Source organism: Maritimibacter sp. UBA3975 (assembly GCF_002384975.1).
Lineage (GTDB): Bacteria > Pseudomonadota > Alphaproteobacteria > Rhodobacterales > Rhodobacteraceae > Maritimibacter.
The window spans coordinates 612,502-625,462 of sequence record NZ_DGCP01000009.1 but is presented as its reverse complement, the minus strand read 5'-3'; the positions used below and the strand labels follow the sequence as shown (position 1 = coordinate 625,462).

Annotated in this window: 23 protein-coding genes and 1 tRNA gene; 5 read left to right on the top strand and 19 right to left on the bottom strand. The window is 63.8% G+C overall.

The window, feature by feature from the left end; genetic code table 11:
- Positions 1–48: 48 nt before the first annotated feature.
- Together B2585_RS08270 and B2585_RS08265 are read right to left on the bottom strand one after the other, a co-directional pair.
- Positions 49–435 (bottom strand): DUF2147 domain-containing protein, encoded by a 387-nt coding sequence (locus tag B2585_RS08270; protein ID WP_292021861.1) that lies wholly within the window; start codon positions 433–435, stop codon positions 49–51.
- Between the two features lie 93 nt (positions 436–528).
- Positions 529–912: a DUF2147 domain-containing protein gene (locus B2585_RS08265; protein ID WP_292021859.1), complete on the bottom strand. Its 384-nt coding sequence runs from the start codon at positions 910–912 to the stop codon at positions 529–531.
- A 152-nt stretch (positions 913–1,064) separates the two neighbouring features.
- Here B2585_RS08265 and hisA point away from each other — a divergent pair, with 152 nt between their 5' ends.
- Positions 1,065–1,787: a 1-(5-phosphoribosyl)-5-[(5-phosphoribosylamino)methylideneamino]imidazole-4-carboxamide isomerase gene (gene hisA / locus B2585_RS08260; protein WP_292021857.1), complete on the top strand. Its 723-nt coding sequence runs from the start codon at positions 1,065–1,067 to the stop codon at positions 1,785–1,787.
- Positions 1,788–1,842: 55 nt separating this feature from the next.
- Positions 1,843–2,235: a cupin domain-containing protein gene (locus B2585_RS08255; RefSeq protein ID WP_292021855.1), complete on the top strand. Its 393-nt coding sequence runs from the start codon at positions 1,843–1,845 to the stop codon at positions 2,233–2,235.
- 9 nt (positions 2,236–2,244) lie between these two features.
- Here the strand turns inward: B2585_RS08255 and B2585_RS08250 are convergent, their stop codons facing one another.
- Positions 2,245–3,000, bottom strand: coding sequence for an SDR family NAD(P)-dependent oxidoreductase (locus tag B2585_RS08250; RefSeq protein ID WP_292021854.1), 756 nt, complete (start codon positions 2,998–3,000; stop codon positions 2,245–2,247).
- 113 nt (positions 3,001–3,113) lie between these two features.
- Between B2585_RS08250 and hisF the strand changes: the two genes are divergently transcribed.
- Positions 3,114–3,875, top strand: coding sequence for an imidazole glycerol phosphate synthase subunit HisF (gene hisF / locus B2585_RS08245; protein ID WP_292021851.1), 762 nt, complete (start codon positions 3,114–3,116; stop codon positions 3,873–3,875).
- Positions 3,872–4,180 (top strand): phosphoribosyl-ATP diphosphatase, encoded by a 309-nt coding sequence (locus B2585_RS08240; RefSeq protein ID WP_292021850.1) that lies wholly within the window; start codon positions 3,872–3,874, stop codon positions 4,178–4,180. The genes hisF and B2585_RS08240 overlap by 4 nt, the downstream gene beginning before the upstream one ends.
- An 89-nt stretch (positions 4,181–4,269) precedes the next feature.
- Here the strand turns inward: B2585_RS08240 and B2585_RS08235 are convergent, their stop codons facing one another.
- The 3 genes from B2585_RS08235 to rlmB form a co-directional block, all read right to left on the bottom strand.
- Positions 4,270–5,064 (bottom strand): class I SAM-dependent methyltransferase, encoded by a 795-nt coding sequence (locus B2585_RS08235; protein WP_292021848.1) that lies wholly within the window; start codon positions 5,062–5,064, stop codon positions 4,270–4,272.
- A complete protein-coding gene (locus B2585_RS08230; RefSeq protein ID WP_292021846.1) occupies positions 5,057–5,488 on the bottom strand; it encodes a CoA-binding protein in 432 nt (143 codons plus the stop codon). Before B2585_RS08230 ends, B2585_RS08235 begins: the two co-directional genes overlap by 8 nt.
- A gap of 250 nt (positions 5,489–5,738) precedes the next feature.
- Entirely contained in the window at positions 5,739–6,518 is a 780-nt protein-coding gene (rlmB, locus tag B2585_RS08225; RefSeq protein WP_292022772.1) for a 23S rRNA (guanosine(2251)-2'-O)-methyltransferase RlmB, read from the bottom strand.
- Between the two features lie 132 nt (positions 6,519–6,650).
- Here rlmB and B2585_RS08220 point away from each other — a divergent pair.
- Positions 6,651–6,734, top strand: a tRNA-Tyr gene (locus B2585_RS08220).
- Positions 6,735–6,813: 79 nt separating this feature from the next.
- Here B2585_RS08220 and B2585_RS08215 read toward each other — a convergent pair.
- The 13 genes from B2585_RS08215 to B2585_RS08155 all read right to left on the bottom strand — a co-directional run bounded on the left by B2585_RS08215 (position 6,814) and on the right by B2585_RS08155 (position 12,952).
- Entirely contained in the window at positions 6,814–7,665 is an 852-nt protein-coding gene (locus B2585_RS08215; RefSeq protein ID WP_292021844.1) for a tyrosine-type recombinase/integrase, read from the bottom strand.
- Between the two features lie 423 nt (positions 7,666–8,088).
- Positions 8,089–8,304: a hypothetical protein gene (locus B2585_RS08210; RefSeq protein ID WP_292021842.1), complete on the bottom strand. Its 216-nt coding sequence runs from the start codon at positions 8,302–8,304 to the stop codon at positions 8,089–8,091.
- 69 nt (positions 8,305–8,373) lie between these two features.
- Entirely contained in the window at positions 8,374–8,655 is a 282-nt protein-coding gene (locus B2585_RS08205) for a hypothetical protein (RefSeq protein WP_292021840.1), read from the bottom strand.
- 145 nt (positions 8,656–8,800) lie between these two features.
- A complete protein-coding gene (locus B2585_RS08200) occupies positions 8,801–9,154 on the bottom strand; it encodes a hypothetical protein (RefSeq protein ID WP_292021838.1) in 354 nt (117 codons plus the stop codon).
- Positions 9,147–9,584 (bottom strand): hypothetical protein, encoded by a 438-nt coding sequence (locus tag B2585_RS08195; RefSeq protein WP_292021836.1) that lies wholly within the window; start codon positions 9,582–9,584, stop codon positions 9,147–9,149. The genes B2585_RS08200 and B2585_RS08195 overlap by 8 nt, the downstream gene beginning before the upstream one ends.
- Positions 9,581–9,862, bottom strand: coding sequence for a hypothetical protein (locus tag B2585_RS08190; protein ID WP_292021834.1), 282 nt, complete (start codon positions 9,860–9,862; stop codon positions 9,581–9,583). Before B2585_RS08190 ends, B2585_RS08195 begins: the two co-directional genes overlap by 4 nt.
- Position 9,863: 1 nt before the next feature.
- The gene (locus tag B2585_RS08185; RefSeq protein ID WP_292021833.1) at positions 9,864–10,226 is read right to left on the bottom strand and encodes a hypothetical protein; all 363 of its coding nucleotides are present in this window, start codon (positions 10,224–10,226) and stop codon (positions 9,864–9,866) included.
- Between the two features lie 124 nt (positions 10,227–10,350).
- Entirely contained in the window at positions 10,351–10,830 is a 480-nt protein-coding gene (locus B2585_RS08180; protein ID WP_292021831.1) for a hypothetical protein, read from the bottom strand.
- On the bottom strand, positions 10,827–11,696 hold the full coding sequence (locus B2585_RS08175) for a PcfJ domain-containing protein (RefSeq protein WP_292021830.1): 870 nt from the start codon (positions 11,694–11,696) through the stop codon (positions 10,827–10,829). Before B2585_RS08175 ends, B2585_RS08180 begins: the two co-directional genes overlap by 4 nt.
- Positions 11,693–12,193, bottom strand: coding sequence for an antitoxin family protein (locus B2585_RS08170; RefSeq protein ID WP_292021828.1), 501 nt, complete (start codon positions 12,191–12,193; stop codon positions 11,693–11,695). The genes B2585_RS08175 and B2585_RS08170 overlap by 4 nt, the downstream gene beginning before the upstream one ends.
- Positions 12,193–12,405, bottom strand: a complete 213-nt coding sequence (locus tag B2585_RS08165; RefSeq protein ID WP_292021826.1) for a hypothetical protein — start codon at positions 12,403–12,405, stop codon at positions 12,193–12,195. Before B2585_RS08165 ends, B2585_RS08170 begins: the two co-directional genes overlap by 1 nt.
- The gene (locus B2585_RS08160; protein ID WP_292021825.1) at positions 12,405–12,698 is read right to left on the bottom strand and encodes a hypothetical protein; all 294 of its coding nucleotides are present in this window, start codon (positions 12,696–12,698) and stop codon (positions 12,405–12,407) included. The genes B2585_RS08165 and B2585_RS08160 overlap by 1 nt, the downstream gene beginning before the upstream one ends.
- Complete coding sequence (locus B2585_RS08155; protein WP_292021823.1) at positions 12,698–12,952, bottom strand: DUF2312 domain-containing protein; 255 nt, start codon at positions 12,950–12,952, stop codon at positions 12,698–12,700. Before B2585_RS08155 ends, B2585_RS08160 begins: the two co-directional genes overlap by 1 nt.
- Positions 12,953–12,961 lie beyond the last annotated feature (9 nt).

The following is a 12,961-nucleotide window of genomic DNA, read 5'->3' as shown; positions in this document are numbered from 1 at the left end:
GCAGCGCCTCCCCCACCCGGTCGACGCGGGCGCTGGCCCGCGGCGAAATCACTGGATGCGCGACCATGTCTGGTTGGCGCAGAGCAGACCGCCGGCGACGCAACCTTTGAGGTCGATACGGTTGCCCGAAACCTCCATCTTCCCGATATAGATCTTGTCGTTGGACGGGCGCCAGACGTTCCCTTTGTAAGTCCCGTCGCCTTGCGGGGCCATATTGATGACCAGCGCCTTGCCGATGTTGGGGGACTGGTATTCGCCCGTGTCGTTGAAGGTGCGCGTGATCCGTCCGCAGACCTTTTGACCGCATTGATACATATCGACATAGGCATAGGCGCCATCATCGATCTGTGTTTTCCAGAGGCCAAGCGCGGGATCCTGGGCGAAGGCGGGCAGGCCGGCAACGGCCAGCACGGCGGCGAGTGCGAGTTTCTTCATGGAGTCCTCCCTGTTTCAGGCATCGTCCATCAAGTCGCGTGCCAATACAATATTGACGTGAAGCAAACCGCTGTTGGGGTCGCCGACCCGTGTTTACTGCACCCGCGTCCAGGTTTCGTTGCGACAGAGTGGGCCGATACAGGCCGACACGTTCATGGTCCCGCCGTTGACCTGAAGCGTCAGGGGCGCGGATTGCCCGGTGTCCGGCCGCCGGATGCGGCCGTTTGCGAATTCTCCGCCACCCACGGGTTCCATGTTGATCACGATGGTCTTGCCCAGCGATCCGCCCTGAATCTCGCCGTTGGGTCCGAACGTGCGGGTCACGACGCCGCAGATTTTTCCCGAGCAGGGGCCGAAGCGCACGAATGCATAATCGCCCATGTAGGTCGCGGTGCGCCAGATGCCGTTAAGGTTCGTTTCTGCACTGGCGGCGGTCGCGCTGAGTGTAACGGCCGCCGCGACGGCGAGCGGTTTCATGGGAAAGGTCTGTATCATGTCCGTCCTACGTTGCTGTGTCTGCCATCGTGATGGGGAACGAACGAGGTCTTTTGTTGTAATGTTCCGTCCGTCTTGTCGTGGGTCATTACGCGTGTTTAATGCGCTCAGATCAAAACCGACCCGGAGCTGACATGATCCTCTATCCCGCTATCGACCTGAAAGACGGCCAATGCGTGCGGCTGCTGCGCGGCGAAATGGAGGCGGCGACGGTGTTCAATGACGACCCGGCGGCGCAGGCCAAAGCGTTCGAGGCCGCGGGCTGCGAGTGGATCCATCTTGTCGATCTGAACGGGGCCTTCGCGGGCACGCCGGTCAATGCTGCGGCGGTCGAGGCGATCCTCGCGGCCATCGACGTGCCAGCACAACTGGGCGGCGGTATCCGCGATATGGCCACCATCGAGGGCTGGCTCGACAAGGGCCTGTCGCGCGTGATCCTCGGCACCGTGGCGGTCGAGAACCCGGATCTCGTGCGCGAGGCGGCCCGCGCCTTCCCCGGCAAGGTCGCCGTGGGGATCGACGCGCGCGATGGCAAGGTGGCCACCAAAGGTTGGGCGGAAGAGACCGACGTGGACGCGACCGAGCTTGCCCGGTCTTTCGAGGACGCGGGCGTGGCAGCCATCATCTATACCGACATCAACCGGGACGGGGCGATGCAGGGGCCGAATGTCGAGGCGACGGCGGCGCTGGGCAATGCTGTGTCGATCCCGGTGATCGCATCGGGTGGCGTGTCGTCGCTGGACGACCTGCGCGCGCTCAAGTCCTGTGGGGCGCCCTTGAACGGGGCCATTTCGGGCCGGGCGCTTTATGACGGGGCCATCGACCTTTCGCAGGCGCTGGCAGTGCTCAAGGGCTGACGATTTTCGTGGTCCTGTGTGCCCTGCGTCTTAAGGTGTGGGGCAGGAGGATGCCATGACCGCCAAAGCCAGCCGAGTAGCCAACCGCCCGCCGAAACTCATCCGTGCTGCCGACGGCGCGCATCGCAACGGGCCGTGGTCCGGGAGCGTGTCGTCCGAGGCGCTTGGCACGGATAGCTTCGTCCTTTTCGCCCGGTTCGAGGCGGTCGGCACCGGCCCTGTGCTGCATGTTCATCCCTATGACGAGGTTTTCGTGGTCAAATCCGGCCGGGCGCTGTTCACCATTGGGAACGAGAGCTTCGAGGCCGCCGAAGGCGACGTCGCGATGGCACCGGCCAATGTGCCCCACAAGTTCAAGAACCTGGGGCCGGGGCCGCTGTACACGATGGACATTCATCTGAACGACGAATGGATTCAAACCGATCTGCACGACCCGGACGTGGCCTGAGCGGCGTGGTTACATCGATCCGGCGGTCACATTAAAGCTGCCCGCGGTACACATCCTGCTGTCCTCGGAGGCCAGGAACAGGACCATCCGCGCGACCCAGACCGGATCGATCATCTCGGGCAGGCATTGAGATTCCTTATGACGCGCCTCGCCTTCGGGCGTGAGCCAAAGAGTTTTTTGTCGCTCCGTCATGATCCAGCCGGGGACGACCGTGTTCACGCGGATGTGGTCGGGGCCGAGATCGCGCGCCATCGTGCGGGTCAGTCCCTCCATCCCAGCTTTTGCGGTGGCGTAAGCCGGGAAGTTGCCCACGGATTCGTGCCAGGAGTTCGACCCCATGTTCACGATGCTGCCGCCGCCCGCCTCGGCCATCCCCGGTGCCACTGCCTGAATGGCAAAGAAAGCGTGGCGCAGGTTGGTCCGCATCCGCTCGTCCCAGTAGTCCGGCGTCACCGCGCGCCAGTCGTGCCTGTCGTCATGGGCGGCGTTGTTGACAAGGACGCGGGTGGGGCCATTCGCGGCCTCCAGCGTCGCAACAGCCGAACGCAGCGCCGCGATATCCGTGAGGTCCGCTTCGGCGAAGGTTACGCCGTCTCCCAGGTCTGCCGCGAGCGCTTGTCCGGTCCTGGCGTCCCGATCGATGAAGCCGACCTTTGCGCCCTGAGCGGCGAAGGCGCGCACGATTTCGGCGCCGATCCCGCTCGCGCCACCCGTGACGAGGACCGGCCGTCCGGCGAGCGAGGGATATGTCGCGAATTCAACCATCCACTGATCTCCTTTTTTGCGGACCCTGCCGCGCGTTACGGGCGGGCGCAAGGTGCCACTGGCAAAGCCGTGCCAAACCGTTTATTCGGGCGCTGAACTTGCCCGGAGGCGACATGCTCAAGACCCGCATCATCCCCTGCCTCGACGTGGCAGACGGCCGCGTGGTCAAGGGCGTCAACTTCGTCGACCTGCGCGATGCGGGCGACCCGGTGGAAGCCGCCAAAGCCTATGACGCGGCCGGTGCGGACGAGCTGTGTTTTCTCGACATTCACGCCACCCACGAGAATCGCGGGACGATGTTCGACCTCGTCCGGCGCACGGCCGAGCAATGCTTCATGCCGCTCACCGTGGGCGGCGGGGTGCGCACTGCCGAGGATGTGCGCGCGCTGTTGCTCGCGGGCGCTGACAAGGTGAGTTTCAACTCGGCTGCCGTCGCGAACCCCGACGTGATCGCGGACGCGGCCGAACGGTTCGGCAGCCAGTGCATCGTCTGTGCCATCGATGCCAAGACCGTTGCTGGCGGTGGATGGGAAATTTTCACCCACGGCGGGCGCAAGCCGACGGGGATCGATGCGGTCGAGTTCGCGAAGACCGTCGTGTCCAAGGGGGCGGGGGAGATCCTGCTCACCTCGATGGACCGGGACGGGACGCGCGCGGGCTTCAACCTGCCGCTTACGCGGGCGATTTCGGATGCCGTGGACGTGCCGGTCATCGCGTCCGGGGGCGTCGGAACGCTCGATCACCTCGTCGAAGGCGTGACCGAGGGCGGGGCGAGCGCCGTGCTCGCGGCGTCGATCTTTCACTTCGGTGATCACACCATCCGCGAGGCCAAGGAGCATATGGCCGCCGCGGGCATCGCGATGAGGCTGGAATGAACGCATTGGACCGGTTGGCGGAGACCATCGAAAAGCGCCGGGGCGTGAACCCGCGCGATAGCTGGACGGCCGCGTTGCTCGCGCGTGGGCCTGAGAAATGCGCCGAGAAGTTTGGCGAGGAAGCGGTCGAGGCCATTATCGAAGCGGTGAAGGACGACCGCGAGAAGCTGGTGGGGGAAGCGGCGGACGTGCTTTATCACCTGCTCGTCATGCTGGCCTCGCGCGACGTGGCCTTTGCCGATGTCCTGGACGAGCTCGAGCGGCGTGAGGGGACGTCAGGGATCGCCGAAAAGGCATCGCGTTAGGGGGTTTCGTCCCGGGCTTGCGCCCGGGCCGACCCGGGCGAGGGGCGCTGCCCCTCGCGCTCCCCGAGGTATTTCAGGACCGCAGAAGATCAGGACGTGGCGTCGATCCGGCCCCACCAGCGGCGCCGGTCACGGCTGACCACCGGAATACCGAGGGCTTCGAGGCGCGGACCCGGTCCGCTGTCGGCCATGACGACGGAGCGCCGTGCGACGCGCCGCGCCTGATCGAGAGTGGTTGCCGTGGGTACCCAATCGCTCGCGAACAGGCGGACCAGATCGAGCCCGTGGCCGCCCTCGCGCGGGGTGGCGAACATCGGGTCGAGCGCGACCACGTCGAAGCTGTTGTTGGGCATGGCGGCCAGGTAGGTGTCGGCTTCTGTTTGCAAGTGCTCGATCCGGCGCATGGCCGCCATCAGCTGCGGTGAGGCTTCGTAACGGGCAAGGCCGCGCGACACGATGCTGGCGAGGATCGGCGCGGCTTCAAGGGCCACGACGCGGCCCTTTGGCCCGACCGCATGGGCCGCGGTGATTGCATCCGCGCCCATGCCGCAGGTGCAGTCCAGAATGTGATCTCCGGGGCCGATCCCGGCGATGGTGAGGAAGTGGTCGCCCTGCGCTCCGCCACCCGCCACTCGGCGAGTCGCCATGTTCGGGTGGAAACTCAGCCGCCGGTCGCCGAGCACGAGATGGATGGCGCTTTCCTTGACCACGAGCGCGCCGGGCCGTTCGATGTTCTGCCTGAGCTTTGTGATCGAAAGGTCGTCGCGCGGCGTGAATGGCAGGTCGAAATCGGCAGCGAGGCCGCGCGCGTCCGCCTCTTCCTCAGCCGTTGGCTGCTTGCGGGTCGTGACGAAGAGATCGGCGGGGGTGAGGCGCTCAGCCAAGGAGGCGCGGGATTTCGATGGCCGGACAGCGGTCCATCACCACGTCTATGCCCGCGGCACGGGCGGCCGCAGCGGCGTCCTCATTCTCGACGCCAAGCTGCATCCAGACGGTTTTCAGGCCCGGAAGATGTTCGAGCGCTTCGTCCACCACAGGGCCGACCGCATCGGAGCGGCGGAAAATATCGACCATGTCCACCGGCCACTCGCGGGGAATGTCGGCGAGGGAGGCGACGACGGTTTCGCCCAGCGCTTCCTTTCCGGCCTGCCCGGGGTTCACGGGAATCACCCGGTAGCCGCGGTCGGCGAGGAAACGGGCCACCCGGTGCGATGGCCGTGCGTCGTTCGGGGACCAGCCGACCAGAGCGATCGTGCGGGTCCGCTCGAAAATATCGGTGATGTAGTCGTCGGAATAAGTCTGTGTCATGTCTTGACCTTAGCCTATCTAGGCACCGGCGAAAGCGGACAATCCGCCGCTGCGGCCGTCAAAAAAAAGCGCCCGGAAGGGGACCCGGGCGCAGTTTGTGGAACGAGGGACAGTGAAGTGAGATTGCGGGCGTTCCACCACCCGGTCTCGTCATATCAGGTATGATGCGCCCTCCTGATTGGAAGGGTGAATAAACAATCTGTGAGAACGCGGTGACGGCTGGCAGGCGGAGTATGGCCACCAGTGGATTTCAGCGCCGACGCGTGGCGTAGAGCGCGACGGCGGCGGCGTTGGAAACGTTGAGCGAGCCGAATTCCGCGTCGAACGGGATTCTGACGAGTCCGTCGCAGGTGTCGCGCGTCTTGGGGCGCAGACCCGGACCTTCGGCGCCGAGGACCAGCGCCACCGCCCGGCCCGCGAGGGGGGCGAGCGCGGCGTCGATCTCGGTCTCGGCCTCGCCGGCCAATCCTAGGACGGTGTAGCCCATGTCCTTGAGCCGCGTCATCGCATCGGCCAGGTTCGTGACCCGCAGGTAAGGCTGGCGTTCCAGCGCGCCCGAGGCCGTCTTGGCCAGCGCACCGGTCTCGGGCGCCGAGTGGTGTTTGGTGCCGATCACGGCGCGGGCGCCGAAAACCTCGGCAGAGCGCAGGACGGCGCCCACGTTATGCGGGTCGGTCACGCGGTCGAGAAGGACCACGGTCGGCGCGGTGTCGCCGTCACCCATGCAGACATCCTCAAGCCGGCCCCAGTCGAGCGGTTTGACTTCAAGCGCCGCGCCCTGATGCACGGAGCCGGGGTCGAGGGGCACGGGAAACTTGCGCGGGTCGGCCAGCTCCGGTTCCATCCCGCCCGCTGCAATGGCGTCTGCCAGCTTGTCGGCGGCGTTCTTGGTGACGACGAGGCGCAGTTTCACGCGCGCCGGGTTCTCCAGCGCGTCGCGCACGGCATGAAGGCCGAAGAGCCACAGCGTTTCGGCAGCGGCAGCCCTTTTGCCGCGCTCCTTCTCGACCACCCATTTCGGTTTTTTCACCACGTCCAGCCCCCGTTTCGACAGGCCCGGAATGTGCGCCGGGGCGCGGTGGAAGTGCAAGGGATTTTCGGCTTGACGGGTCGGGGGCGCACGGGTAATCAGCCCCCCACGCATCGGGGGCAACCCCGGTTCGGGCGACGAGCTGCAAGGTGCGGCAGCGGACTGTAACTCCGCCGGGGAGACCCACGCCTGGTTCGATTCCAGGGTCGCCCACCACAACCTTTTCAATGACTTAGTTGATGTTCCCTTTTCGGTCCTTCTGGACGGTTTACAGTCACGTTTACACTGGCTGCGATCATTTCGACCTCGTCAGCAGCCGCAACACAGCGTCCGACTCATCCGGCGACACCGCCGCATATTTCTCGATGACCTTCGACGCGTGATCCAAACTCCACCCCATATGCGAGGCGATCTGGCCCAGCGTCAGGCCCGCTCTGAGTAGCCGTGTCGCCGCCGTTCCGCGCGCGTCGTATAGGCGCAGGTCGTCGGACAGGTTCGCCTTTCGGCGCCATTCCATCACCGCCTTCGATGCGCGTTCCTCGGTCAGCGGTCGACCTTTCGAGTTGACCAGAATCAAGAGTTGTCCGCGTGGCGTGCTGTCGATCAGGTCGGCTAGGCCGGGCGTCACCGGGATCGAAGCGATCCGGCCGCGCTTGTTCGTGCGCACTGTCAGGCGGCGTCCGCCCGGCGTGGTCTCGATCTGGCCGCGGTTAAGCTCGATCAAGTCGCCGGGCCGCAAGCCTGTCTCCAACGCCGCCGACAGGATCCGCCGCACCCAGAGTGGCGCAGTGCGGTTGAACGTCTCGATGTCGGCGGGGGTCCACAGGATCTCGGCGCGGTCGCTCGTGTAGATCTTGCGCAGGCGGTCGCAATGGTGTTCGCGGACCTTCCCGGCATCTCGCGCCCAGTTCAATATGACGGTGACGACTGTTCCGGCGTAGTCGTACTGTTTCGGTGAATGCGCCCAGCCTTCGCGCCATGCGTTGACCTCGCCGCGCGATCGAGGATCTTCGAAGATCCTGGCCGGGTCGTTCGTGAATTCTTCTGCAAACCGCGTGGCCCACCGGCGGTAGTCGCTCTGCGTCCGCTCCTTCTTCGCCTTGAAATCGGCGCTGGCGAGGTAGTCGGACACCAGATCGGGCGTCATGTAATCGCCCACCTTCGGCGTCATGGCGACTGCGGTAAACGCGGCGAAATACTCTGCGGAATTGAGCTTCACATCGCTGGCGTTGTCCCAGAATTTCGGGCCGCCGCGCCATGCGTAGTGATGATGTCGGTAGGTGCCGTCCGCCAGCTTGCGACGGACCCGATGGATACCGCTACCTTTCACCACGCCGCGCCCTCCGCTGTCCGATTAGATCATCGGTCGATGATGCGGTACTTTCGCCGTCAGCGACAAGCCCTTGCGCCTCATCCAATCGACGGCGCACGAGTTTCGGGTCGTAGAAGCCGCGCCGACCCGGCACAGGCCGGATCCCCATATTCGCGCACCAAGCTCGGAACGCGTTGGTCGGGCGGTCATACCCAACGCTGCGCGCCAGCTCCTCGGTCGATATGAGGGTCACTTCGTTCATTTTTCCGACGCGGTTGCGTGCCACCATTCGAGCGCGGCGATTGTGTCCGCAGCGGAAAACCGGACGATCGCATCGGCTATCAGGATCACAGCCAGGATCGCCGGAATCACCTTGAACATGATCTGGGCGACAAAGCCGTGGGTCGAAACCATCGCAGCGATGATGGTGAAGTAAGCGCCGGATACGAATTCGAGGGTAACGAGGGGGGTCATGCGCCGATCCTTTCCTTAACACCGGCGGCGGTCGTCTCCCGCGCGAATATGGGCTCGTGTTTCACGGGGTCACGTCTCCTGTGGGGCGTCGGGGAGGGACTTGCGAAGGTGGGCAACGCGAGCGTTGAGCCAGCCAGCGCACACAGTCACACGCCCCTTTTCGGCGGCGGGTGCGTCGTATTTTCCGGACTTCGGATCATAGGGCAGGCCCTTATGACAATGAAACGGCTGGCCGCTTTCCACGATCTCGCGAATTTTCATCCACTCCCACGGATCGGATTGCTCCGGCGATCCTTTCCGAAAAGCGCAGTCGTCGCACGGTTCGGCTTCCGGCCAGTTGCGGGTTTCCACGTCCTGTATGCGCCCACAGTCCCGGCAGCGCCCAAGGAGACGCTTGCTGTCGCATAGCCGCGTAGTGGTCATCTTGCGCGATCCGCACCCGCCGCAGCGTCCGGACTCGTCACCCTCGTGCCGCGTTTGGCGGTCCTTCTGCCACTTACCCATTGCCCTCTCCCTCCTGTGTCAGAGCGGAGAGGATGCGGCGCTCGTAGTCGGCTTGGGCGGCGGCTTTGGCGGCTTCTTCGCTATCGAACTCGCCTATTGTGGACCCTGAAAGTGTCAAAGCGAAAACGCCATTCATCAGGCCATACCCTATGTGAATTCGGTATTGGAGCATCACTCCAGTAGTCCCGCGCCCGTCCCACTCCAACGGCTTCACCTTCGGCGCAGCCCGCAGGCGCTCGATTTCGGCAGTCATTCTGTCAATGATCCAGTTGGCCTCGTTCACATCGTCTGGCGTAGGGTCAACGCCAAGACGAAAGACGTCTGCCCGCTCCACTATGTCAGTCATGGGTGTTCTCCCGGATGGCGGCGGCGATGTATGCCCCATCGTTCCAAGCACCTTCGCGCCGCTTCATGACTTGGGACTCAGCGATATTTATGCACCGCTCCCGCTCCGCTTCCACCGCCTCGCGCCTGACGGCCTCAAGGGCGGCTGCTTGGTCACCTGTAATGAGGGCGCGGATGGCGTTGGCCATTTTCCACAGGTTCCATTCGAGAACCATAGATGCATGGCGCTCCGGAGTGTCCGACTTCATCCACCCGTAGGCGTCCAACGGGTCTTCGGGGTCGTGCAGTCCGTGCCAGCACGCTTCCGCCGCCCGTTCCAGCGCCGCCGCCACTTGGGCGTGGGCTAGGTCGGCGTGCCAAATCTCTCCGTGAACATTCTCGGTTACAGGTGCGCCGCACGCTTCACATATCCGCTCCGGTGCTTCGGTCATTTTGCGTCCTTTCGCGCAGAGAGGGCGGCGCGGCGCAGGCGTTTTTCGATGTAATCGCCTTCGTCCCTGCCGTCCGCCATGCTGACGGCTTCATTAATTACTCCTTCGATCACCTCCGCGTCACGCTCACGGGCGGCGAGAAGGGCGCGGAGTGTGTCGGCGGCTTCCCAGCAGATCGTTTCGTCAGCCAGCCGCTCCACCGCTTCCTTGCTCGTATCCACCTTATGCAGATCGTCGTGCATCCCGCTCATGTTCATTTTGTCGTCGTAGTCACTCATCTCAGCCTCCTAGCCACCGGAACAACTCAACAGCGCCCGTCTCGCCTTCCTGGATTTCCATGAACATCGGACGGGCCAGAACCCCATCGGGCAGGGCAACGACACTCAGCGTGTCAGCGCAGCATCCGCCGGGTTCGTTCTTCGTGATGACATGCTCGACCACGACCGTTCCGTGTGGCGTCTCAAACGTGTATGTGTAGGTTCCACCGCCCCCGTGGAGGTTGCGCATGTGGATCGTGGCAAACGGCGCGTGGTCGGCCCCGTGCTGCTCTATGGTGATCTGGTCGGGCTGACCTTGGGCCAGTAGCTGCGTTGCGCAGATGACGGCCAGCGTGAAGCCGGAGAGGATGGCGAGGGGTTTCATTGGCCCGCCCTCAGGTCCGCCCTCTCCCGCAGCAAGACGCTGTAAAGTGTCTTGGCATCCAGAATGTCGATGGCGAAATTCAGTAGAAGAAACACGGAGATAACTCCAACTTGCTGTCTCATATTCATCGCTGTCCCTTTCTCAGAATATCTGCTAAAAACGCCTTGTTCGCTCGGTCTTGCATGTCGAGGAAAAGCGTTGTGGGGTCGTCGTTCGCTTCGAAGATATCGAATAGGCGTTCTGCCCATTTGTATCGCTCATTGCCGGGGAAGCCCGCGTCAGGCCAGAAAGTCGAGCGGTTGCGTTCTTCGTAAAGGTGGAGCCAGAAGGACAGCGGCAGCGCGTGCCGGATCGGCCCCTTTATCGCCATGCCCTTTCCGTCTGCGACATCGGACGTGTGCGCCACCTGAATATCCGGGCGACCGGAGAGGCAGCACATTTTCCACTCATGCAGCCATTTGCAGTAAGCGGATTCCTCCCGCCCCGCCTCGGACTTACGGTAGTCGGCTCTCTTGCGAGATACCGGGGGAAGTCCTTGGCGGGGCTTCTTGGTGGGCTTGCCCGATTTGAAGCCGAGCGGTCCGCGTTGGGCGAGGTCGTTCATTTTCTGGCCCTCTCATCTGATGTGAGATGCACGGCGCAAACCTTGGCACAGGCTTTGCGGCAATCCTCGGAAGCGGGAGCATTGAATCGCGCCTTGACCTCTTGAACATGGACAGGATGCCCGCCGAAGCGCACGGTTGCCCGCTCCTTGCCTTCGATCCGCATCACCATGCACCGGCCTCGCTTCGCGTCGTCGGCATAGGACGCCACACAATTCCGCTGGGTGATGCCTTCAAACGAAAAAGCCCCGTCGCCGTTGAGAAGCGTGAACTTGAACCCGTCCATTTCGCAGGACCACGGCGCGGCCCACGGTGTCCGGTCGGATTTGGCATACGCCCATTCCATTGCCTTGCGATCGTGTTCTTCACACAACCGGCGCAGGGACCATTTAGGGTTTGGAGTGCCGCCCATCCGGATCGTGTCGTGCGCCAGCATCACGGCCTCCCGGAACTCCGTCCGGTTGCGGGCGATCAGGCCAGCGACGGTAACGGCGGCATCGCTACTCCTGCGGGACTTGCTCAGAACCTCGCGCAATGCACCCCTTGGGAACTCCACAAGGTCTTTGATCTGTATGCGCGACCGCAGGAGAACATTCGCGCGGGCGACGTTCAGCGATAGATCGCTGTGGTGTATCTTTTTCCAGACGGCCTTGCCGACGCGCCGCCGGGCTTCTGCCGGATTGCGGCCCAACGCCAGCAGGATCGGCGCGACATGATCGATTCCGTCTGTCTGCGCTCTGGCGATGATGTCGGCGCGGGCATGAACTAGGCGCAGGACTTGCGAACTGCGCACGTAGCCCAGCTCGTAGCACCAATACGGGACATGCCATGCGCCATCATGGAATGGCAGGAGTCGTTGATCAGTCATTCGGCTGCGTATGCCTCCGATGTCTGGGCGGCGATCCATTCGAGAACCGCCTGTTTCGATTCCTGAAACCGCTCCTTGCCCATCGCACGGTAGGACTGGCTCTCTGGTGTCCAGACAATGCAGACGGGACCGCGAACCTGCCCGATGGCGTATCCGTGGGCTCTGGTTTCAGCAGCGATCAGCGCGGCTTTCACGCGGTGCGCGGCGGCGTTCGACCCGCAGTCAACTTGCGAGACCATGTGATAGCCGGTCGCGATCAGCGCGTGTTTCCGTGTCGTCTCGGCAGTCGCCGCCCAGGGCATCATCGCCAGCCGCTCGGGAAGGTGGTGCCACGCTTCATTGATGGCGGCGAACTGATGCCGGTGGCTTCTACCGGTGCGGACGCGCTGAATGTCGAGAAAAACGACCTCGCCCTCGTTGATGTTCGGCAGGGCGTTGGTTAGGGGGCGAAACACGCCGCCCTCCCATCTGGCCCGGATCAGATCACCGTCCGCCATCACGCCACCCCGATAACGTCCAGACGGTCCGCCCACAGCTTGTGCAGGCGGGCGTTCATCACGTCCTTGTCGGTGTCGTGCTCGATGCCGAAGCGGCCGCAGATTTCGCGCAGGGCGGCGGGGATGGCTTCATCGGGGTTATGCCAGCCATGCTGGGCGGCGGCCTCGCGCACGATGGGCCAGATGTCGTTGTCATGGAGTTTGTGTTTCATCAGGCTTCCTCCCGAACGGCTGCGGTCGCGCAGAACACTTGGAACGTCTCGCCGGGGAACTGCGCGGCCAGCCGGTCACGCTCGTTGATGGCGGCTTCGAAGGTCGGATGCTCGAATGGGTATTCCGGGCAGCGAATCCGGCCCGTGCCGCCGCCGCGACGGAACACAATGTATCCACCTCCGATGGATTCACCTTCGCGGGTGTCGCGCGGGTCTTTCAGAAAACCGGGGTGGCCCTTCTGCGTGTTGCGCTTCTTGGGCTTCTTGGCGGGGATGGGTGCGTGGTCTTTCATCAGCCCATCCCCAGCGCGGATTTGTACATGTCGAGGATGGCTTCTTCCTCGGCAATGTCGTCGGGCTCGCGCTTGCGCAAGGCGATGACCTTGCGCATGACCTTCGTGTCATAGCCACGGCCCTTGGCCTCCGACATGACCTCTTTCTGCTGGTCGGCGGCGTCCTTCTTTTCCATTTCGAGCCGCTCGAACCGTTCGATGAACTGGCGAAGCTCGGCCCCGGTCGCGCGGGTGGTGTCGGTTTGGTCGTACATGTTTCTTCC

Excerpts from the sequence above, each read along its gene's own strand:
- B2585_RS08270 (WP_292021861.1), bottom strand. The coding sequence starts at position 435 with ATGAAGAAACTCGCACTCGCCGCCGTGCTGGCCGTTGCCGGCCTGCCC.
- B2585_RS08265 (WP_292021859.1), bottom strand. The coding sequence starts at position 912 with ATGAAACCGCTCGCCGTCGCGGCGGCCGTTACACTCAGCGCGACCGCC.
- hisA (WP_292021857.1), top strand. The coding sequence starts at position 1,065 with ATGATCCTCTATCCCGCTATCGACCTGAAAGACGGCCAATGCGTGCGG.
- B2585_RS08255 (WP_292021855.1), top strand. The coding sequence starts at position 1,843 with ATGACCGCCAAAGCCAGCCGAGTAGCCAACCGCCCGCCGAAACTCATC.
- B2585_RS08250 (WP_292021854.1), bottom strand. The coding sequence starts at position 3,000 with ATGGTTGAATTCGCGACATATCCCTCGCTCGCCGGACGGCCGGTCCTC.
- hisF (WP_292021851.1), top strand. The coding sequence starts at position 3,114 with ATGCTCAAGACCCGCATCATCCCCTGCCTCGACGTGGCAGACGGCCGC.
- B2585_RS08240 (WP_292021850.1), top strand. The coding sequence starts at position 3,872 with ATGAACGCATTGGACCGGTTGGCGGAGACCATCGAAAAGCGCCGGGGC.
- B2585_RS08230 (WP_292021846.1), bottom strand. The coding sequence starts at position 5,488 with ATGACACAGACTTATTCCGACGACTACATCACCGATATTTTCGAGCGG.
- B2585_RS08215 (WP_292021844.1), bottom strand. The coding sequence starts at position 7,665 with ATGACGCCCGATCTGGTGTCCGACTACCTCGCCAGCGCCGATTTCAAG.
- B2585_RS08210 (WP_292021842.1), bottom strand. The coding sequence starts at position 8,304 with ATGACCCCCCTCGTTACCCTCGAATTCGTATCCGGCGCTTACTTCACC.
- B2585_RS08200 (WP_292021838.1), bottom strand. The coding sequence starts at position 9,154 with ATGACTGACATAGTGGAGCGGGCAGACGTCTTTCGTCTTGGCGTTGAC.
- B2585_RS08195 (WP_292021836.1), bottom strand. The coding sequence starts at position 9,584 with ATGACCGAAGCACCGGAGCGGATATGTGAAGCGTGCGGCGCACCTGTA.
- B2585_RS08190 (WP_292021834.1), bottom strand. The coding sequence starts at position 9,862 with ATGAGTGACTACGACGACAAAATGAACATGAGCGGGATGCACGACGAT.
- B2585_RS08185 (WP_292021833.1), bottom strand. The coding sequence starts at position 10,226 with ATGAAACCCCTCGCCATCCTCTCCGGCTTCACGCTGGCCGTCATCTGC.
- B2585_RS08180 (WP_292021831.1), bottom strand. The coding sequence starts at position 10,830 with ATGAACGACCTCGCCCAACGCGGACCGCTCGGCTTCAAATCGGGCAAG.
- B2585_RS08175 (WP_292021830.1), bottom strand. The coding sequence starts at position 11,696 with ATGACTGATCAACGACTCCTGCCATTCCATGATGGCGCATGGCATGTC.
- B2585_RS08170 (WP_292021828.1), bottom strand. The coding sequence starts at position 12,193 with ATGGCGGACGGTGATCTGATCCGGGCCAGATGGGAGGGCGGCGTGTTT.
- B2585_RS08165 (WP_292021826.1), bottom strand. The coding sequence starts at position 12,405 with ATGAAACACAAACTCCATGACAACGACATCTGGCCCATCGTGCGCGAG.
- B2585_RS08160 (WP_292021825.1), bottom strand. The coding sequence starts at position 12,698 with ATGAAAGACCACGCACCCATCCCCGCCAAGAAGCCCAAGAAGCGCAAC.
- B2585_RS08155 (WP_292021823.1), bottom strand. The coding sequence starts at position 12,952 with ATGTACGACCAAACCGACACCACCCGCGCGACCGGGGCCGAGCTTCGC.